This window comes from Salinivirga sp., from assembly GCF_035268865.1.
Taxonomy (GTDB): Bacteria; Bacteroidota; Bacteroidia; order Bacteroidales; family Salinivirgaceae; genus Salinivirga.
Genome location: NZ_DATFKB010000052.1, coordinates 1 through 19,587, shown reverse-complemented (window position 1 = coordinate 19,587; position 19,587 = coordinate 1). Strand labels below are relative to the sequence as shown.

19 protein-coding genes are annotated in these 19,587 nt (G+C 39.9%); 2 read left to right on the top strand and 17 right to left on the bottom strand.

Annotated features, from left to right (window positions below):
* The 12 genes from VJ937_RS03565 to VJ937_RS03510 form a co-directional block, all read right to left on the bottom strand.
* The coding region (locus VJ937_RS03565) for a ribosomal protein S19 family protein (protein WP_324065519.1) at positions 1-161 on the bottom strand (161 nt) is incomplete at its 3' end.
* A gap of 18 nt (positions 162-179) precedes the next feature.
* A complete protein-coding gene (rplB, locus tag VJ937_RS03560; RefSeq protein ID WP_324065518.1) occupies positions 180-1,004 on the bottom strand; it encodes a 50S ribosomal protein L2 in 825 nt (274 codons plus the stop codon).
* Positions 1,005-1,013: 9 nt separating this feature from the next.
* Positions 1,014-1,304 (bottom strand): 50S ribosomal protein L23, encoded by a 291-nt coding sequence (gene rplW / locus VJ937_RS03555; protein ID WP_324065517.1) that lies wholly within the window; start codon positions 1,302-1,304, stop codon positions 1,014-1,016.
* 8 nt (positions 1,305-1,312) lie between these two features.
* Positions 1,313-1,942, bottom strand: a complete 630-nt coding sequence (rplD, locus tag VJ937_RS03550; protein ID WP_324065516.1) for a 50S ribosomal protein L4 — start codon at positions 1,940-1,942, stop codon at positions 1,313-1,315.
* Complete coding sequence (gene rplC, locus VJ937_RS03545; RefSeq protein WP_324065515.1) at positions 1,942-2,559, bottom strand: 50S ribosomal protein L3; 618 nt, start codon at positions 2,557-2,559, stop codon at positions 1,942-1,944. The genes rplD and rplC overlap by 1 nt, the downstream gene beginning before the upstream one ends.
* Positions 2,560-2,574: 15 nt before the next feature.
* On the bottom strand, positions 2,575-2,880 hold the full coding sequence (rpsJ, locus tag VJ937_RS03540; RefSeq protein ID WP_057954016.1) for a 30S ribosomal protein S10: 306 nt from the start codon (positions 2,878-2,880) through the stop codon (positions 2,575-2,577).
* A 13-nt stretch (positions 2,881-2,893) separates the two neighbouring features.
* Entirely contained in the window at positions 2,894-5,005 is a 2,112-nt protein-coding gene (gene fusA / locus VJ937_RS03535) for an elongation factor G (protein WP_324065514.1), read from the bottom strand.
* A 27-nt stretch (positions 5,006-5,032) separates the two neighbouring features.
* Positions 5,033-5,509 carry a 30S ribosomal protein S7 gene (rpsG, locus tag VJ937_RS03530; RefSeq protein ID WP_057954014.1) on the bottom strand — a complete coding sequence of 159 codons (477 nt, stop codon included), beginning with the start codon at positions 5,507-5,509 and terminating at the stop codon, positions 5,033-5,035.
* A gap of 7 nt (positions 5,510-5,516) precedes the next feature.
* Positions 5,517-5,894 carry a 30S ribosomal protein S12 gene (gene rpsL, locus VJ937_RS03525; protein WP_057954013.1) on the bottom strand — a complete coding sequence of 126 codons (378 nt, stop codon included), beginning with the start codon at positions 5,892-5,894 and terminating at the stop codon, positions 5,517-5,519.
* Between the two features lie 132 nt (positions 5,895-6,026).
* On the bottom strand, positions 6,027-7,100 hold the full coding sequence (locus VJ937_RS03520; RefSeq protein ID WP_324065513.1) for a helix-hairpin-helix domain-containing protein: 1,074 nt from the start codon (positions 7,098-7,100) through the stop codon (positions 6,027-6,029).
* Positions 7,101-7,126: 26 nt separating this feature from the next.
* Complete coding sequence (locus VJ937_RS03515) at positions 7,127-8,473, bottom strand: sodium-dependent transporter (RefSeq protein WP_324065512.1); 1,347 nt, start codon at positions 8,471-8,473, stop codon at positions 7,127-7,129.
* Between the two features lie 96 nt (positions 8,474-8,569).
* Positions 8,570-10,900 carry a hypothetical protein gene (locus VJ937_RS03510; RefSeq protein WP_324065511.1) on the bottom strand — a complete coding sequence of 777 codons (2,331 nt, stop codon included), beginning with the start codon at positions 10,898-10,900 and terminating at the stop codon, positions 8,570-8,572.
* Positions 10,901-11,001: 101 nt separating this feature from the next.
* Here VJ937_RS03510 and VJ937_RS03505 point away from each other — a divergent pair, with 101 nt between their 5' ends.
* A complete protein-coding gene (locus tag VJ937_RS03505) occupies positions 11,002-11,760 on the top strand; it encodes an RNA methyltransferase (protein WP_324065510.1) in 759 nt (252 codons plus the stop codon).
* Between the two features lies 1 nt (position 11,761).
* Here the strand turns inward: VJ937_RS03505 and VJ937_RS03500 are convergent, their stop codons facing one another.
* Genes VJ937_RS03500 through purL form a run of 5 tightly spaced genes read right to left on the bottom strand, consistent with a single transcriptional unit; the run spans position 11,762 to position 18,668 of the window.
* Positions 11,762-13,360 carry an ArnT family glycosyltransferase gene (locus VJ937_RS03500; RefSeq protein ID WP_324065509.1) on the bottom strand — a complete coding sequence of 533 codons (1,599 nt, stop codon included), beginning with the start codon at positions 13,358-13,360 and terminating at the stop codon, positions 11,762-11,764.
* A gap of 37 nt (positions 13,361-13,397) precedes the next feature.
* Positions 13,398-14,948: an NAD(P)/FAD-dependent oxidoreductase gene (locus VJ937_RS03495; RefSeq protein WP_324065508.1), complete on the bottom strand. Its 1,551-nt coding sequence runs from the start codon at positions 14,946-14,948 to the stop codon at positions 13,398-13,400.
* An 11-nt stretch (positions 14,949-14,959) separates the two neighbouring features.
* Positions 14,960-15,679 carry a porin family protein gene (locus VJ937_RS03490; RefSeq protein ID WP_324065507.1) on the bottom strand — a complete coding sequence of 240 codons (720 nt, stop codon included), beginning with the start codon at positions 15,677-15,679 and terminating at the stop codon, positions 14,960-14,962.
* Between the two features lie 39 nt (positions 15,680-15,718).
* Positions 15,719-16,450 carry a bifunctional demethylmenaquinone methyltransferase/2-methoxy-6-polyprenyl-1,4-benzoquinol methylase UbiE gene (gene ubiE / locus VJ937_RS03485; RefSeq protein ID WP_324065506.1) on the bottom strand — a complete coding sequence of 244 codons (732 nt, stop codon included), beginning with the start codon at positions 16,448-16,450 and terminating at the stop codon, positions 15,719-15,721.
* On the bottom strand, positions 16,440-18,668 hold the full coding sequence (gene purL, locus VJ937_RS03480) for a phosphoribosylformylglycinamidine synthase subunit PurL (protein WP_324065505.1): 2,229 nt from the start codon (positions 18,666-18,668) through the stop codon (positions 16,440-16,442). Before purL ends, ubiE begins: the two co-directional genes overlap by 11 nt.
* A 233-nt stretch (positions 18,669-18,901) precedes the next feature.
* On the opposite strand from purL, the gene VJ937_RS03475 reads away from it, so the two are divergent.
* A partial coding sequence (locus VJ937_RS03475) for a hypothetical protein (protein WP_324065504.1) occupies positions 18,902-19,587 on the top strand: 686 nt, incomplete at its 3' end.

Sequence of the window (19,587 nt, the reverse complement as noted above, 5' to 3'; positions counted from 1 at the left end):
CCATTATGAACGGCAATAGTGTGCCCTACAAAATCCGGCGATATTATTGATGCGCGAGCCCAGGTTTTAATCACCTGTTTTTTAGAAGACTCATTCATTTTGAGTACTTTCCGCTCGAGTTTATAATCAATAAAAGGGCCTTTCTTTAATGATCTGCTCATAATCTCCTCAGTTATGCATTATTTTTTACGACGCTCTACAATATACTTGTTTGAATACTTCTTGGGCGTGCGGGTTTTGAAACCTTTTGCCCTTAGTCCTTTGCGCGAACGTGGATGACCTCCACTTGCGCGGCCTTCTCCACCACCCATTGGGTGATCCACCGGGTTCATAACAACACCACGAACACGTGGGCGTCTTCCTTTCCAGCGACTTCTTCCGGCCTTTCCTGAACGCTCAAGGCTATGATCGGGATTCGATACAGAGCCTATTGTAGCCTTACAGGTGGTCAATACTAAACGCACTTCTCCTGATGGTAGTTTGATGGCGGCATACTTTCCTTCTCTTGAAACTAACTGTGCATAAGTTCCGGCACTACGTGCCAGTATTGCACCTTTTCCAGGTTTCAATTCGATATTATGCACAATTGTACCAAGTGGGATATCAGACAGATAAAGCGAATTTCCAATTTCTGGTGATACGCCTTTTCCTGAGTTAATGTTTTGTCCTACTTGAATACCGTTTGGTGCAATAATGTAGCGTTTTTCGCCATCGGCATAATTTACCAATGCGATACGCGCTGTGCGATTGGGATCGTACTCAACAGTTTTAACCGTGCCTTCTACGCCTTCTTTATCACGAAGGAAGTCTATAACACGGTATTTTTGTTTGTGCCCGCCACCTATATACCTCATTGTCATCCGTCCGGAGCTATTACGGCCACCAGACCTCTTTTTGGGCTTTAACAATGATTTTTCAGGTGTTGAAGTGGTAACCATGTCAAAGTTACTCACAATCTTGTGTCTTTGTCCTGGTGTAACAGGTTTAAGCTTTCTTACTCCCATCTCTCTAATTTAGATATTGCTGTAAAAATCGATTGTTTCTCCATCTTGCAATGTCACGATCGCCTTTTTGAAGGCAGGTTTACGACCAGCAACTACACCGGCTTTGGTATATCTCATTTGCTGTCTGCCTCCATAGCGCATTGTGTTTACAGAGTCGACCTTTACCTGGTATAATTCTTCAACTGCTTCCTTAATCTGCTCTTTTGTAGCTTCTTTATCTACAATAAAACCATATTGGTTCAAGTCTTCCGACTTGGCAGTCATCTTCTCTGTAATGATAGGCTTCTTCAGAATTTCCATTGCTACAACTATTTTTCAAAAACTTTTTCTAAACGTTTTACAACATCCTCGGTCAACACTATTGTGTTGTTATTGAGAATATTGTAAGTCATTAGCCCATTTTCTGCAACAACTTGTGCATGGGGCAAATTTCGCGCCGACAAATATATGTTTTTATTTGTATCTGCTAAAACAAAAAGGGACTTTTTGTCATTAATTTTCAGATTATTGAGAATATTTGTGAATTCTTTAGTTTTGGGTTGATCCATACTAAAGTTCTCAATTACAATAACCTGACCGTCTTTTGCTTTATAGCTTAGTGCAGATTTTCGTGCTAATGCTTTTACTTTCTTATTGACCTTTTCATTGTAACTCTTAGGTCTTGGTCCAAAGACTCTACCACCACCGCGGAAGATAGGCGATTTGATACTACCGGCACGTGCTGTACCAGTACCTTTTTGTCGCTTAAGTTTTTTAGTACTTCCAACGATATCGGCTCTTTCTTTGGATTTGTGCGTACCTTGACGTTTGTTGGCTAAATGCCCTTTCACGTCGAGGTAGATGGCATGATCGTTTGGTTCGATACCAAAGATAGAATCGTTCAATTCTATTTTACGACCAGTGTCTTCTCCTGCAATATTTTTTACAACTACTTCCATTAGTTCTCAATTATTAAGTATGATCCTTTGGATCCTGGTACTGAACCTTTTACAATAAGTAGGTTGCTCTCAGGAATAATTTTTATCACTCTTAGGCTCAAAACCTTAACTTTTTGACCACCGGTACGTCCTGCCATCCTCATACCTTTAAATACTCTGGAAGGGTCAGATGATGCTCCGATTGATCCCGGCGCTCTATTACGATCGTGCTGACCGTGGGTAGCGTCATTCACACCGCTAAATCCATGACGTTTAACCACGCCCTGAAATCCTTTTCCTTTCGATATTCCGGTTACATCAACCCAGGTATCATCTTTGAAAAGCTCAACATTAACCACATCGCCTAATTTATGCTCATCGCCAAATTTTGTAAACTCAACGATTTTGCGTTTAGGTGTGGTGTTAGCTTTTTTAAAGTGTCCAAGCTCCGGTTTGTTAGCATTTTTTTCTTTCTTGCTTTCAAACCCGAGTTGTAGTGCTTCATAACCGTCGCTATCGACGGTTTTCACCTGTGTGACAACACAGGGTCCAGCCTCGATCACAGTGCATGGAATATTTTTTCCCTCGGCACTGAAAACCGATGTCATTCCGATTTTTTTTCCAATTAATCCAGCCATAATCTGTTTTAATTATCATACTTTAATCTCTACCTCAACACCACTTGGCAACTCAAGTTTCATGAGTGCATCAATGGTTTTGGCAGTAGAACTGTAAATGTCGAGCAAACGCTTGTACGAAGACAATTCAAATTGCTCGCGGGATTTTTTGTTCACAAATGTTGAACGCAATACGGTAAAAATACGCTTACGTGTTGGAAGCGGAATAGGGCCACTTACCACCGCACCGGTAGTTTTTACCGTTTTTACGATCTTCTCAGCCGATTTATCAACCAAATTGTGGTCGTACGACTTGAGTTTGATTCGAATTTTCTGGCTCATATTCTCCTTTTATTTATAATAGATCAGTTCTTCCTTTTACTTTGTCGAGCACTTCAGTGGCAATATTTGCCGGCACTTCTTCGTAATGTGAAAATTCCATTGAAGATGTTGCGCGACCTGAAGAAATCGTACGTAACACTGTTACATAGCCAAATTTCTCAGCTAAAGGTACTTTAGCTTTTACAATGCGTGCACCAGATTTTTCTTCCATGGCTTCAACATTACCACGACGCTTATTAAAATCACTGATTATGTCGCCCATATACTCTTCAGGAGTAACTACCTCGGCGGACATTACAGGCTCGAGCAATTTTGGTTTTGCTTTTGCTGCTGCTGCTCTGAAAGCTGATTTTGCAGCTACTTCAAATGACAATTGATCAGAGTCAACAGGGTGGAACGACCCGTCGTAAAGGGTTACTTTAAGGCTATCCATACCGAACCCTGCTAATGGTCCGTTTTGCATTGCCTCTGTAAAACCTTTTTCTACTGATGGGATGTATTCTCTTGGAATTGCTCCTCCTTTAATTTTATCAACAAATTCAAGACCTTCTTTTCCATCCTCACCTGGTTCTATCCGCACCTGAATTTCAGCAAATTTACCACGACCACCGGTTTGTTTCTTGAAAATTTCGTGATGCTCTACAGATTGTGTAATAGCTTCTTTGTATTTAACCTGTGGTTCGCCTTTATTGGCATCAACCTTAAACTCTCTTCTTAGTCGATCGATAATGATATCCAAATGCAATTCACCCATACCACTAATAATGGTTTGGCCTGAATCTTCATCAGTTCTTACCTGGAATGTTGGGTCCTCTTCGGCCAATTTGGCAAGGGCCATATCCAGTTTATCGATGTCGGCTTGTGTTTTAGGTTCAATTGCGATTGAAATAACTGGTTCGGGGAACTCCATTTGTTCCAGTGCAATCGGATGATTTGTTGCACTCAGGGTATCTCCTGTTCTGATATTTTTGAAACCTACACCTGCTACAATTTCTCCTGCACCTACCTCTTGAATTGGGTTTTGCTTATTGGCATGCATCTGATACAGACGTGAAATACGTTCTTTCTTACCAGTACGTACATTCAGCACCTGATCACCTGCTTTTAGCACTCCTGAATAGATTCTCATAAAACAAAGTCGTCCTACGTAGGGATCGGTAGCAATTTTAAATGCAAGAGCTGAAAGTGGCTCTTCATTATTTGCTTTCCGTTCCATAGTTTTCTCTGAATCTTCAGGGTCAGTTCCGCTTACATATCCGATATCAAGCGGGCTTGGCAGGTAGGCTGCTACAGCATCCAATAAACGCTGTACACCTTTATTTTTGAAAGCAGAACCACACATTACCGGTGTAATGATACGGTTAATTGTGGCCTGACGAATTGTAGCTTTAAGTTCTTCGTCTGTAAGTGAATCGGGATCTTCGAAATAGCGTTCAAGAATAGAATCATCGGTTTCGGCGATAGCTTCAATCAAATGTGTTCTCCACTCATCCACTTCATCAACCATATCTTCGGGAACATCTATGTATTCATAGTTTGTTCCGAGTTCTTCATCATCTACCCATACAATTGCTTTGTTTTCGATCAGATCGACAATTCCTTTGAAAGACTCTTCTGAACCAATAGGCAATACGATAGGTACTGCGTTTGCTTTAAGTTTATCTTTCATTTGATTCACGACACCAAAAAAATCAGCGCCTGTGCGATCCATTTTGTTCACAAAAGCAATGCGAGGAACACCATATTTATCAGCCTGACGCCATACAGTCTCAGACTGCGGCTCAACTCCACCTACAGCGCAATATACTGCAATTGCACCATCAAGCACACGAAGAGAACGTTCTACTTCCACGGTAAAATCCACGTGTCCGGGGGTATCGATGATGTTAATTTTATGCTCCTGGTCCTGGTATTTCCAAAAGCAGGTAGTTGCCGCAGAAGTAATTGTAATACCTCTCTCTTGCTCTTGCTCCATCCAGTCCATGGTAGCAGCACCATCGTGTACCTCTCCAATACGGTGTGTGATACCTGTATAGTAGAGTATTCGTTCTGTAGTAGTTGTTTTACCGGCATCGATGTGTGCCATGATACCGATATTGCGATTAAATTCTAGTTTGTTTGCCATCGTAATATATCGAGATTTTAAAAAGATTTAGAAGCGGAAGTGCGAAAAGGCTTTATTTGCCTCTGCCATTCTGTGTGTATCTTCTTTCTTTTTAAATGCGCCACCTTCTTCGTTGTATGCTGCCATGATTTCGGCCGCTAATTTATCGGCCATTGTTTTACCATTTCTAGCACGTGTATACTTAATCATAGCTTTCATGCTTAAAGCTACCTTACGGCTATCCCTTATTTCCTGTGGAATTTGGAATGTAGCTCCTCCAACTCTACGACTACGAACCTCAACTTTAGGTGTCACATTTTGTAATGCTTTTTTCCAAATTTCTAACGGAGACTCTTCGTTATCCTTCATTTTAGCTCCAATTATTTCCAAAGCATCATAAAAAATATTGTACGCCAAGTTTTTTTTACCGTTCATCATTAATTCATTGACGAAACGCGTAACTAACTTATCGTTAAATCTTGGATCGGGCGTAAGTATCCGTTTTTTTGGTTTACTTTTTCTCATCGATCAATTATTTTTTCTTTGGTTTCTTAGTTCCATACTTGGAACGGCGCTGTAATCTTCCATCAACTCCTGATGTGTCAAGTGCTCCCCTTACAATGTGATAGCGAACACCTGGCAGGTCTTTCACACGGCCTCCTCTAATCAGCACAATTGAGTGCTCCTGAAGATTATGGCCTTCTCCCGGGATATAAGCATTTACTTCTTTCCCATTGGTCAAACGTACCCTGGCTACCTTACGCATAGCCGAGTTTGGTTTTTTAGGCGTTGTGGTATATACCCTGGTACATACACCACGCTTTTGAGGACTCGCACCAAGTGCAGGTGCTTTACTCTTCTGTTCGATTCTCGTTCTTCCTTTTCTTACTAACTGCTGTATTGTAGGCATATTCTAAGAATTAAGACATTTTACCCTAATAAATTGGGTTGCAAAGGTATAATTATTTTTTTCTAAAAAAGAATTTTTTCCTTTTTTTTCAGTGGGTTACCCGATTTTAAGATATAATGTTTTGAAGACTAGCTAAAACAGCAAATAATACTTAAGCTTTTCTCTGGATTGGGGCTCCATTATGCCTAAATTGAACAACTCATCCAGGGATTCTATTTCTGAAGCAAAGTCGCGGTATTTCCTTATTTGCTCTGCTACTTTCCTGGTTATATACGGGTGTTGGGCCAGATTATATTCATCAACCTTATTAATATCAATAGTTTTTATCAATAATGTATCGATCCAGCTGGATTCATTTAGTTTAGTTATAGTGTAGGGGTCAATATGGTATACTTCATCCAACTGCTTGTGACTGTAAAAACCACCAAGTAGCTCACGATAATTTATAATTCGGCGGGCTACATTCTTTTTAATATTGAGTTGTAGTAACTCATCAATTGTTGTTGAGTTTAGTTCCACACTGTCTACTTTAATGATCTGCGAAGCCTCAGCATCTATATTAATGTATGGTTTAAGCTGATTGAAATAAGCATCATCCACAGCATAGAGTTTCATTAAATCCGTTTTTACATAAAAATTGCCGCCTGCATTTCTGTAGCTAATAATATTTTTTGCTATGCCGGCTTTAACTCCGGCATCAATAAGCATGTCTTCAGAATAGGTGTTTGGATTAAAGTTTTTCAGGGGTTTTGTTTTCTTCTCCAAACCTGATTGTGCTTCCTGATAATTGTAATATCTGGCTCTTTTTTGGGGAATACGCAACCATGGTTCTAATTTAGCATACAATGTATCGGGCATACCATATAATTTTCTTAAGTCGCTTTTGTTGTAAAAGCGGCCCCCCGCATCAAGATATTTAATCCACCCTGACGCGACAGAGGATGGAATACCCATATTATAAAGATCCTCAATGGCTACTTTATTCGGATTAAACTTACTTAAGTTCAACTTTTGCTGTTGCTTCAGGTTATCAATCCAGGATTTTACTTTTGCAGAATCTTCAATAACATACCATGGGCTTTGCTCGATAAACCCAGGGACAAATTTACCGGCAAAAAGAATTACTATAAGTAGTGTTGTAAAAATAAATGCTCCTCTTCGCTCCCGTTTTGTAAATGATGCCAGGTTGCGCCAGAAATGATTCATTGCTTTAGTATTCTTCAGTAACTATTTTAAAATTTTAAGATACCCAGTGAATTTAGAAATACCAGTACAATAGCCACAGGTGCTATATACTTTACAATAAAAAAGAACACATTAAATAATTTTGGTCTCAATGCTCCTTCATTTGTAATTTCCTGTTGAGTAACTTTCTTTCCAAGTTTCCAGCCAAGGAATATAACAATCAGAAGCGCTCCAAGTGGCAGTAATACATTGGCAGAGATATAGTCCATCAGATCAAAAAATGTATTTCCGAAAATGGTTACCCCACTCAGGTCACTGAAAGACAATGTAGCCAATATTCCAAACACCCAAATAGAAGCTGCACTAATTATGGTAGCTTTGCCCCTGCTCATATTAAGCTCTTCAGAAAAATAAGCCACCACTACTTCTAAAACTGAGACGGTAGATGTTAAAGCTGCCACGGCCAACAATACGAAAAACAGTATTGAAAAATAGTAGCCCAGAGGCATTTTCATAAAAAGCTTGGGCAATACTTCAAAAACGAGTCCGGGACCAGCTTTGGGGTCGAGACCTAAAGCGAAAACAGCCGGAAAGATCATAACACCTGCCAGAATTGCGATAAGCGTATCGGTAGAGGCTACCTGAATTGCAGTATTTGAAAGGTTATTGTTTTTGCGTATATATGAGCCATAGGTGATTAATGCCCCCATACCAATACTTAATGAGAAAGCGGCCTGCCCAAGGGCTTCAAGCACTACATTAAATGTAATTTTAGAAAAATCGGGTTTAAAGAGAAAACCCAGTCCCTTCTCTGCACCATCAAGGGTTACGGCTCGCACACACATTGAAAGAATCAGCACCACGAGTATTGGCATGAGAATTTTTGTATAGCGTTCGATGCCTTTTTGAACCCCGGCAAAAACGATCCAGGCTGTCACTACCATGAATAAGAATTGCCAAAGTAAAGGCTTGAAGGTGCCTGACTTAAAGGTTTCAAAAAGCTCAGCTGTATCGTTGCCCCTGAATCCATCCTGAACAGATTTAATAATATATTCCAGTGTCCAGCCGGCAATTGTGGAATAAAAAGCCAGAATTACAAATGCTGCCACAATTCCCATCAGACCAACCAGTGGCCAACCTGAACCCGGGGCTAATTTGCGGAAGGATCCGAATGCATTACGTTGTGCCTTTCGCCCTATTGTAAATTCGGAAAGCATTACGGGTATGCCTATGGCCAGTATAAAAAAGAGGTATATAAGTAAAAATGCTCCTCCACCATTTTCTCCTGCTACGTAAGGGAAGCGCCAAATATTTCCTAAACCTACTGCAGAACCTGCTGCAGCGGCAATAACTCCGAACTTACTTGTAAAACTACCTCTTTCCTGTTCTTTCATGACAACTGTTTTAATGTTCTAATTTCATTGATTCACGCATACGTATTTAACTCATAAGCTACAAAAATAGCATTTTAAGCTATTTTGCCATACCATTTAAAATGGATATCCAATTCCAAAATGAATTTGATAGTCGTTTCGCCCCCATTTTCGGTCGTGCAGCACCCATTTATTACTGCCTTCAATGGCCGGGTCAAATAACTTAAGTCCGCCATCAAGTCGAAAAACAAAAAATGAAAAGTCTAAGCGCACACCTAATCCTGTGCCAACCGCCAACTGTTTATAAAACTGATCAAGATGAAACCGGGCACCATCACGATTATCATCGGCAGTAATGGCCCAAATGTTTCCGGCATCAAGAAACAGAGCTCCTTCAACCATCCAAAAAAGATGGAAACGGTATTCCATATTCATTTCCAGTTTAAGCCCTGCCGTTTGGTTAGGATATGCCGATGTATCGCGGTAAGTACCCGGGCCAAGATCTCTTGAACGCCAGGCACGTATACCGCTGGCACCTCCACCAAAGTACTGCTTAATAAATGGCAAACTGGTAGCATTTCCATAGGGAATGCCTGCTCCCAGAAAGAACCGGTACACCATTCGGTTTCGCTCGTTTAATACATTATAAAAACGTACATCTACATCTCCCTTAAAATATTGGGAATATCTGGTATTAAATATCTGGTAACTTCCATTGACTGTATCACGGTCGGTAACATCATAAAGAGCATTGAGAATATTTCCGGAGAATTCAGCGTTGGTTTTCACATAGAAATAATTCCTGTTTGTTTGAATATTCTGATTGCTGAATATCATTTGATAGCCGGAAGCGGTAATGAAGTAGTCATCGTATGAGTTTCGCAGGTAGCTATTATTCTCAATTTCCTGCAAAAAGGTGGAATCAGCCCGTGGGAGCCTTACAGAGTTTACTTCGATGGGTGTGATGATATGCCGCATATTGGCGGAACTATTCCAAAAATAGCCAAAACTACTTCTAAGAAGTGTTCTGGTATAGTCGGGCCGCTGTTGAAAGTTATACTGAAAGGTGGTAGATGTTTGCGGGTGATATTTTTTATAAAACTGCCTTTTACGGAACGGCATTAAAAACTTCGGAAATTCCAACCGAAACTCGGCACCATACTCATAAGTATTAAAACTAAATTTTTCTGAAGTCTCTTCACCAACAACATCGCGTGTAGCCTCAAGTGCGCCTTTTACTTTTGCATCTAATAATTCGGCACCTCTAAATGCGTTGCGATGCTGATAAGAGAGATTTAAACCGGCTTCCCAGTTCACACCTGTATTGCTACCTTCAAGTTCTACAGTGTAGGATTGCAGTGTGTAGGGCGTTAGCTGATAATGTGCATTGAGCCATATAACTGAATCGCTCGTACTTTCAGCAGGTTGTAACTGTATATGAATAAGCTTGAAAAAGCTCAATGAATTCAAAAAACGGCGTGTAGCCTCCACATTACGTATATCGTATACCTGTCCTTCTTTAAGTGTATTGGCCTGTAAAATAACTTCAGGTTTAATACGGAGTTTGTCGGTATAAATTACATCAAATCCTTCATGTTGTAGTGTATCGAACGTATTGAAATAACTTTGTTGCTCAGTAATGGCTCTCTTCGGGTCAAACGAAGGATAGAGTAAAATATCTTTAATGCGACATGGCCTGTGGTGTTCGCGAATAATGCGACCGCTTTCTGTTTTGCGCACGAACTCATCAATTTTACAAACCACATTAACACTATTGGGCATTATTGTACTATCGGCTTTGAAAGTAATGAAGTCCTTTCTAAAGAAATAGTAACCGGCCTCTTTCATTTGTCTGGTAATGCGGTTGCGTTCTTTTTGAAAAGATTTCACATCGAATATTTCACCCTTTTTGATAAATCCAGAGGCAGTATCGCTCAGGATTAATGAACTAATGGAGCTATCGGCAAATTCATATTCAACGGAACTAATTGTATAAGGCTCATTGGTTTCTATCATGTAATACAAATCAAGTTTTCGCCCGTTTTTATCCACAGAATCTTTTACCTGAGCATTATAATATCCTCTGTTGTGTAAATATTTCTCGAACTGGCGGGTTGTTTTACCAGCGAGAAAGCGGTCATAGACGACGGGGTTCTCTCCTATCACTGTTGCGATATAATTAAACAATCCTTTATCGCGGTTCTGGGGTTTAAAAATATTATATACCCACAAGTGAAACCGCAAAAAATACAATATCCTGCGATTGGGCTCCTGTTGCACATAAGCCTGAAGATCATCCTCGTCAATTCGCTTGTTATCGATACTTACATGTACTTTATTTAAAAGGAATTCATTCTCAGGCACATGATGAGTCACACGGCAAGAATGAACTGCAGCAAATACAAAAAGCACCAATAAAAGAGTCCTTACAGTGGTTCTGCGACTCATAAAAACCATTTTTATCAAGTAAAACTGTCCAAATATCGTTAATTATTTTATTCTGCAGTAATCTTTTTATGTAGATTCGCACAAACAATTGCTTATAAATTATGGATAAAAACAGAATCAAATATTTACGCAGCCTGCATCAGAAAAAATACCGGCAACTGAATTCAGAATTTATTGTGGAGGGAAATAAACTGGTTAATGAACTGCTAAAATCTGATTTCGAAATAAAAAATGTATACGCAGTGGATGCCGGGCAGCTAAAAACCGAATCTATAGAAATTGAACATATAAGTCCGAAGGAACTTGACCGAATCAGCACTTCTAAGAGCCCTAATAATTCCGTCGCAGTGGCTGCACTACCAGAAGGGCAGCTTCCTTCAATGGATACCATTGCAATTAATCTGAGCCTTGTACTGGAAAATATCCAGGACCCGGGCAATATGGGTACTATTTTGCGTTTGGCAAACTGGTTCGGTATACAACATATTTTTTGTAATGCTGAAACAGTTGAGTGCTATAACCCAAAAGTCGTACAGTCGTCGATGGGAGCATTGTTTCGTGTAAAAGTGCATTATACAGATATTTACACACTTATAGCACAAACTTCTGATTTACCAGATTTTAATATTTATGCCACCCTTCTTGATGGAGAAAACCTATACGAGACTGAAATTTCTGATAAAGGATTTATCATTATGGGCAATGAATCCCAGGGTTTAACCGAAAATATTAATATGGCGGAAGTGAAAAAAATTAAAATTCCTTCTTTCCCGGAAGAAACAAGCGGAATGGAGTCATTGAATGTGGCCATTGCTACTGCCATAACGGTAGCCGAATTCAGGAGAAGGGCAATGGATTAAATCAAAGTTCAGATTTTTTACTGAGGATAGAGATATAGTTTTTACCGTGTTTAATTGTGCTTCTGCCTTCATTAAAAAAGAACCTCGTTTCTTTCCACTTGCGTAATTCAACCAATGCTATTTGTTCATATTTTTTCAAAAGTGGTTTTAATTCTGATTTTAAATCTTTAGCATAATCCTTATTCATATAATTGGCCATATAAACGATGTAATCAGGTGGATTCACATTTAATTTCTCCAACATAGCATTTTTATACTCCTCGTATAGTTGCTTGTTTTCAATTTTTGTGAGCAACTTCATGAAATGAAATCTAACAGGAGCCTCCTTGTGGGTATAAACATAGATTTGCGGTTCGAAACCCAGCACGAGCAGCTGGTCGCGTTTTTGCATCTGTTGGTTTAAATAATCAGAGAGCTTTTTCGTGGCAGGAAACAGGTCGGAGCCATAAGTATTCTTAACCGGCTGATTTACATCATCTGTAAAATAATAATCTGCATTTTGGAATATATTCATAGCAAAAATCAGAAGAAATGCCATGAGCAAAGGTATTTTGCTTTTTCTGATGATTATAGACAAAGCATAAAAAAGCATAGCTGACAACAGAGCCATGGCAGGGTATATAAAAAGCCAATAATGACCAAAAAACCTAAATCCCGGGGCAACAGACACAAACGACAATAAAACGAAAAGGGTTAACAAAATTTTTATATGGAGAGGTTTCCTCAAAAACCAAAAAGATATTAATCCCATTAAAGAGGTTGCCCAAATTAAGAGGTGGGTTTGACTGATGCGTTTTAGCATATAGGTTATATTTGCAAAAGCCTTATCCAATCCTGATCCTGAAATATAATCTGCTGATGAATAAATGGTCCAGTATATCATTTCTTCAAAAGCGCCCTGCATCCATAAAACAAATGCCACCAGAGCCAAAGGAAAGACTCCACCAATGGCATAGAAGATTATATATTTAAAAATTTGGCTGGTACTGAGCCGCTGCTTAACCAACCATGTTACAAGTGCAATAACCGAAAACAGGATAAAAAAAATGCCGTTTTGTTTTACCAAAAGACCAAGTGACATAGCAACACCGGAAGCTATGTACAACCATGCTTTGCCATTGTCGCAAGCATGTACCATTGCCCATATTCCTAAAAGGAGGAAAAATATTACAAGATGCTCAGACTGTGCCGTAAATCCTGATGCGTAGGGACTCATAGAATACAGCGCAAATGCGGAAGCTGCAATCCATGCAGTTAATGGGTTAAACAGTTTTTTAACTATCAGGAAAACGACAATTATGGAGATGACATTTATAACCAGAAAACCCAAATGCACACCTGTGAGCGAATATCCAAAAAGCGCCACAATAGCAGCATAAGCGTAAAAGATAACCGGAAATTTTCTTTCAAAGAAATCAACGTAAGGTACTTTCCCAATTAAAACTTGCTGTCCAAGGTAGGCATATGATCCTTCGTCGCGTTCAAAGGGGATTTCGAGAAAATGAAACCGAATTAAAACAGTAATGATGACTGTTAGAAATAATAGCCAGTAGGATAAATTCTGTTCGTAATTACCTGAAAAGTATTTTTTTATATGCATACATTTTAATTCATTAGAATTAGTGCATAACCAAAAACTAACTTGTTTCAGCTATTTTACGGGCTACCCTGACTCCATCAAGTGCGCTGGAGACAATACCCCCGGCATAGCCTGCACCTTCACCTGTTGGATACAAACCATCATAAGGGAAAGATGTTAGCGCCTCTTTGTCGCGGTATATACGAACGGGACTGGAAGTTCTGCTCTCGAGTCCAATAACCAAAGCATCGTTGGTTAAAAAACCGCGCATTTTTTTCCCAAAAGCCTTAAATGCAATTTTAAGACGCGAACTAACATGCTCTGGCAACCAAAAGTGCATCGGGGATGATATTAAACCCGGGAAATATGAATTCTCAGGCATGTCGGCAGAAACCCGGTTATTTACAAAATCGGCCATACCCTGGGCTGGTGCAACCTGTCCCTGACCTCCATTCATGAATGCCATTTTTTCGAGTTGCTCCTGGTAGCGAATACCTGCCAGTGGATTTCCTTCGGCATTTGGAATATCTTCTGTTCGCAATTCAACAACCATTCCCGAATTTGCATAGGTTCCATTGCGTTTTGAGGGCGACATACCATTCACAACCAATTGGTCGTTTGCTGTTGCAGCTGGCACAATAAAGCCGCCGGGGCACATACAAAAAGAGTATACACCACGGTCATCAACCTGCTTAACAAGCTTATAACTTGCGGGAGGTAAATGCGGATCTGGTTCATTGCTATGGTATTGAATCTGGTTAATAAGCTCTTGTGGATGCTCCAACCTCACACCAAGGGCAAACCCTTTGGCTTCAAGCATAACGCCTCTGTTTTGCAGCATTTCATATACATCTCTGGCAGAGTGACCAGTGGCCAGCACAACAGCAGCTGCGGCCATTGTGCGGCCGTCGCTTAACTTTACGCCAGTAACCTGTTCTCCTTCGGTTATTAAATCTGTTACCCGCTGCTGAAATAATATTGTTCCTCCGGCATCGAGAATAGTTTGCCTGATGTTTACCACCACCTGAGCCAGCACATCTGACCCGATATGTGGCTGCGATTCATATAAGATTTCCTCCTGAGCACCATGAAGATACAATAGCTCATAAATGCGCCTTATATCACCGCGTTTTTTACTTCGGGTATAGAGTTTTCCATCAGAAAAGGTGCCTGCGCCTCCCTCTCCGAAAGCATAATTTGAATCAGGGTCGACGTAATGTTTGGTACTAATTGCAGCAACATCGCGTTTGCGTTCTCCCACTCGCTTGCCTCGTTCAATAATTACAGGTTTAATTCCCTGTTCTATAAAAGTTAGTGCAGCAAATAATCCTGCCGGCCCGGCACCCACAATAATCGCCTCGGGTGCTTTTGAAACATCTTTAGCTGCAAAAGGCTCAATAATGTAATCATGATCTTTAATATCGGTATAAAGCTTTGCATTCATATTAACCTTAACCGGGGGCTTTCGTGCATCAATAGACCTGGAGGTTATTTGAAATTTAACAATATCGTCAACATTGATACCTGCATTTTTTGCGAATTTAGGTATATAGATTTCAGAATTCGCTGCCTCTTCCGGAGTAAGCGTTAATTGTATTTGATGGGCCATGAAATATATTTTTATTCTACGAAAATCAGTAAGGTAAACATGCGTGAGTTGAGGCGGTCATAAAACCTTGTATACTCGGTATTGTCATCTTTGATAACGTTCATCATACCAAATGAAAAACGCAGTTCCGTAGCCAGTTTAAAAAACGGGAAATAATAATCAATTCCAACTCCGGCTTCAAGATAAAAATCCTGTTGCATGAGTCTGATTTTGGGGCGTTCTTCTTCTTTTATCTTTTTTCTGGCTTCGAGATCAAAAGCATAATTTCCGCCAAAAAGCAGGTAGGGCCGCCAATTGTTGAGCCTCTTTGCCCGGTATTTCAGGTATAAAGGAAAAGATAAAAAGGTTGATTCTATCTGCATCAAGTGATTTTCGAGCACTGTATCGGATTGTACGGTATTGACACGGGTATAATTTAAATCGCGTTGCCCGAAGGCCAATCCGGGAATAAATCTAAGGTCAAAATTTTCGCCCAACCTAAGGTTTCCAACCATATGGATATTAAAGCCGGGGCGCGGCCTGTTCTCTACACCATAAACCGTATCAAAACTGGTCAACAGTTCTTCGCGGGGTATAATTCTAAAATTCATCTGATTATAGCCCACGGCAAATCCGAAATGAAAAGGGTACTCATCATAGTTCGGCTTGTTCCATACATGTTTACCCTCCTGGGCATAAGCTCCCATAATAAGAATAACCAATAAACAAAGTATGCTAATGCGCTTAATCATAAATTTTAAAACGTTGTGGCGACCAATTATTGTGCGAATTTACTTTTTTCCGTAATACATGCAAGCCACTCCAAAAGTAAATGTTTTATAATAGCTATTTTTAAATCCACTTTGCTCAAGCAATTTAACGAAATTTTCTCTTTCAGGAAAAGCATTAACAGATTCTGGCAAATAGGCGTAGGCTCGATTGTTACCCGAAAAAACTCTTCCTATAAATGGCAAAATTGCATTAAAATAGAGTTTAAAAAGCATGGCAAACAGCCCTTTACGAGGTTGTGAAAATTCCAGAATTATGATGCTGCCATCTTTTTTTAATACACGATACATTTCGCTCAATCCTTTCTCCAAATCCTCAAAATTACGGACTCCAAAAGCCGAAGTTACGGCATTAAACCTTCCATCCGGAAATTGAAGATCTTCGGCATCGCCAATATTCAGATGCACATTAAAACCAAGGTTACGTCGGTCTATTTTTACCCTGGCACGCTCCAGCATCACAGCTGCAATATCAACTGCGTCAATTTTTATATCGGGTATTCTTTTTGCTGTGGCAATGGCCAGATCACCAGTACCACAGGCCACATCAAGCATTCTTTCCGGCGGGTTTTGTTTTAGCTTTTTTACAACCTTCCTGCGCCAAACACGGTCGATCCCGAGCGATAAAAAATGATTTAAAAAATCATACCGCGGTGCAATGTGATTGAACATACCAGCCACCTGCTCCTTCTTCGACAACCTGTTCTTGTATGGTGTAACCGTATTACTTTTCAAGATATGTTGCTAGTGTTTCTGAATACATTTTTTTAGCCTCATCGACAAAACCAAAGGAATTATCATCAATGCGCATTTCCCCTTTAGTTACATGCCCAAGAGCTGAAAATGGAATGCCAAGTTTCATTAATAAGTCAATAAACGCGGTTTCGTCTTCTTCAGTACAGGTCACCACAACGCGACTTTGGGACTCACCAAAAAGAAATGCATCGGTTCTAATCTCCGCATCTGTGGTAATATCGAAACCAAGCTTTCGCGGAATAGAAGATTCTACAAGCGTAACATATAATCCCCCATTTGAAACATCATGTGCTGATTGAATCAGTCCCTGATCGATGAGTTTTAAGATGGCATCCTGTAGTTTAAATTCAAAATCGAGGTTAAAATCGGGTACCGGGCTAGCCTCGACTCCATGGTATGAAGTAAGATATTCAGATTGGCCGATATCATTTTTAGAGGTACCCAACATGTAAATCATATCGCCTTTTTGCTTAAAATCAAGGGTCATTACCTTGTTTTTATCTTCGATAAGTCCAAGCATTCCAATAGTTGGTGTTGGATGTACAGGCACTTCTTTGCCACTGATACTGCTTTGGTTGTAAAAACTAACATTACCTCCTGTAACGGGGGTGTCGAATTTTTTACAGGCACGGCTCATACCTTTTATTGCCCCTACAAACTGCCAATAAACTTCAGGGTTGTAAGGGTTTCCGAAATTAAGGCAGTTCGTTATAGCCAGTGGCTTTGCTCCTGAGCAAACCAGATTGCGCGCAGCTTCACTTACAGCTATGGCTGTACCGATCTCCGGATCTGCCTTTACGTAGCGCCCGTTACAATCAACTGTGAGTCCGAGTGCACGATTTGTACCTTTTATGTTTACAAGACCTGCATCAGCCGGCCGGTTAGTGGTCATATTTTTAGTACCAACCATGGAGTCATATTGCTCCATAACCCATTCACGGCCTACGTTATTCGGATGTTTCAGCAGTTCATCTGCAACAGCCTTAAGGTCTTTTGGTTTGGGTACTTCATCAATTGAAAATTTTAAATACTCTTTGTAGTAGGCAGGCTCACGGAACTCACGGTCATATTGTGGTGCTCCGCCACCTAAAACAAGTGCTGAAGCAGGTACATCTGCAACCTGTTCTCCGTTAAAATTGAAATATAGTCTGTCCTCATCTATTACTTCGCCGATTATCTCACAATTTAAATCCCACTTATCGAAAACAGCTTCTACTTCACTTTCACGTCCTTTTTCAACACAAATCAGCATGCGTTCCTGGCTTTCGGAAAGCAGAATTTCCCATGCATCCATGTTTTGTTGCCTTAGCGGAACCTTATCAAGATTGATTCGCATACCACTATTACCTTTCTCTGACATTTCGCTGGTGGAACAAATAATACCGGCAGCTCCCATATCCTGCATACCAACAACAGCGCCAGTCTCAATTACTTCAAGTGTGGCTTCTAACAATAATTTTTCCTGAAACGGGTCTCCAACCTGAATTGAAGGAATATCTTCGGCAGAATCTTCAGTAATATCTGCTGAAGCAAAGGTAGCTCCATGAATTCCATCTTTACCTGTAGAGGAACCTACAATATATATTGGATTTCCTTTACCTTCAGCCTTTGCACTTACCACATTACCTTTTTTCATTACACCCACGCTCATGGCATTAACCAGTGGATTTGTGTTGTAACTTTTGTCAAAAACTACTTCACCACCAACAACCGGAACACCAAAGGCATTGCCGTAATCGCCAATACCTTTCACAACACCTTTCATATGCCATTTGGTACGATCAATCTCTAAATCGCCAAAACGCAGGCTGTTCAGTTGTGCAATTGGCCTTGCTCCCATTGTAAAAATATCGCGGTTAATACCGCCAACTCCTGTTGCAGCCCCCTGATATGGTTCTACTGCGCATGGGTGATTATGTGATTCGATTTTAAATGCACATGCCATATCACCACCAATATCAACCAATCCGGCATTCTCTTCACCGGCTGCAGCCAATACAGCTTTACCGTCTTTTGGCAATTTTTTTAGCCACTTAATGGAATTTTTATATGCAGCATGCTCCGACCACATTACCGAAAATATACTTAGCTCGGTAAAATTGGGTTCGCGTCCGAGTATTTCTTTTATACTATCGAATTCTTCTGGCAATAAACCCAGCGATTTCGCGGTATTTATATCGACCTGGTTTTGTGTCATTTTAATAAGGCGTTTGAATGAAAAATACGAACGCAAACTTAATAAATTTTTTGAGGCGTCCTGATTGATAGTGTAAAAAACAATAGAAGAGATATCAACACTTTAACAGGATGACTGCAATATAAATTATTTTATTTGGGTTGAGTATATCTGATGGTTCACTATGAGCTGCAATTTTTTTCTAAATATTCGCCTCAATTGGTTAATTTTGCACACAATTTATTACAAAACATATGGAGCTACTTTGGTCTTTAGTATACCTGGCATTATTTATATGGATTATGCCAAAAATTCCCTTTTTTAAAAACTCAGGGATATCTGCAAGTGGTATCAGAATATTTTTTGCACTTAAAGTCATTATGGGTATTGCACTAATTTTAGTGTATCGTTATTACTACCCACCCGGAAGTGCCGATATTTTCAACTACTTTAATGATAGCAAAGTACTTCATAGCGCATTGGCTATCAATCCATACGATTACTTAAGCATGATTACCGGAATAGGTGACGATGCTCCGCATTTAATGCACTACTACGACAAAATGAACTTTTGGTTGAAAGATTTTAACTACAACATGTTCAATGACAATAAAACAGTAATTCGTTTCAACGCCATTGTAATGCTCTTTTCATTCAAAAATATTTTTGTTCATACCTATATCATCAATATTTTTTCACTGGCCGGACTTGTTGGAATATATCGTTTTTTGCGGCAAATTATAAAAACCAAAAAGCTCATAGCACTTATTGTCGTGGCCCTTCCCCCCTCCCTTTTGTTCTGGGGGTCAGGATTGCTTAAAGAGGGCATTGTTTTGTTTGCACTTGGTATGCTACTGTTTGCCATTGCGCAAATATCCAGAAACCAATATTCATTCAGACCCTATTTCATACTTATGTTTGCACTGGCGGTTTTCAGTAT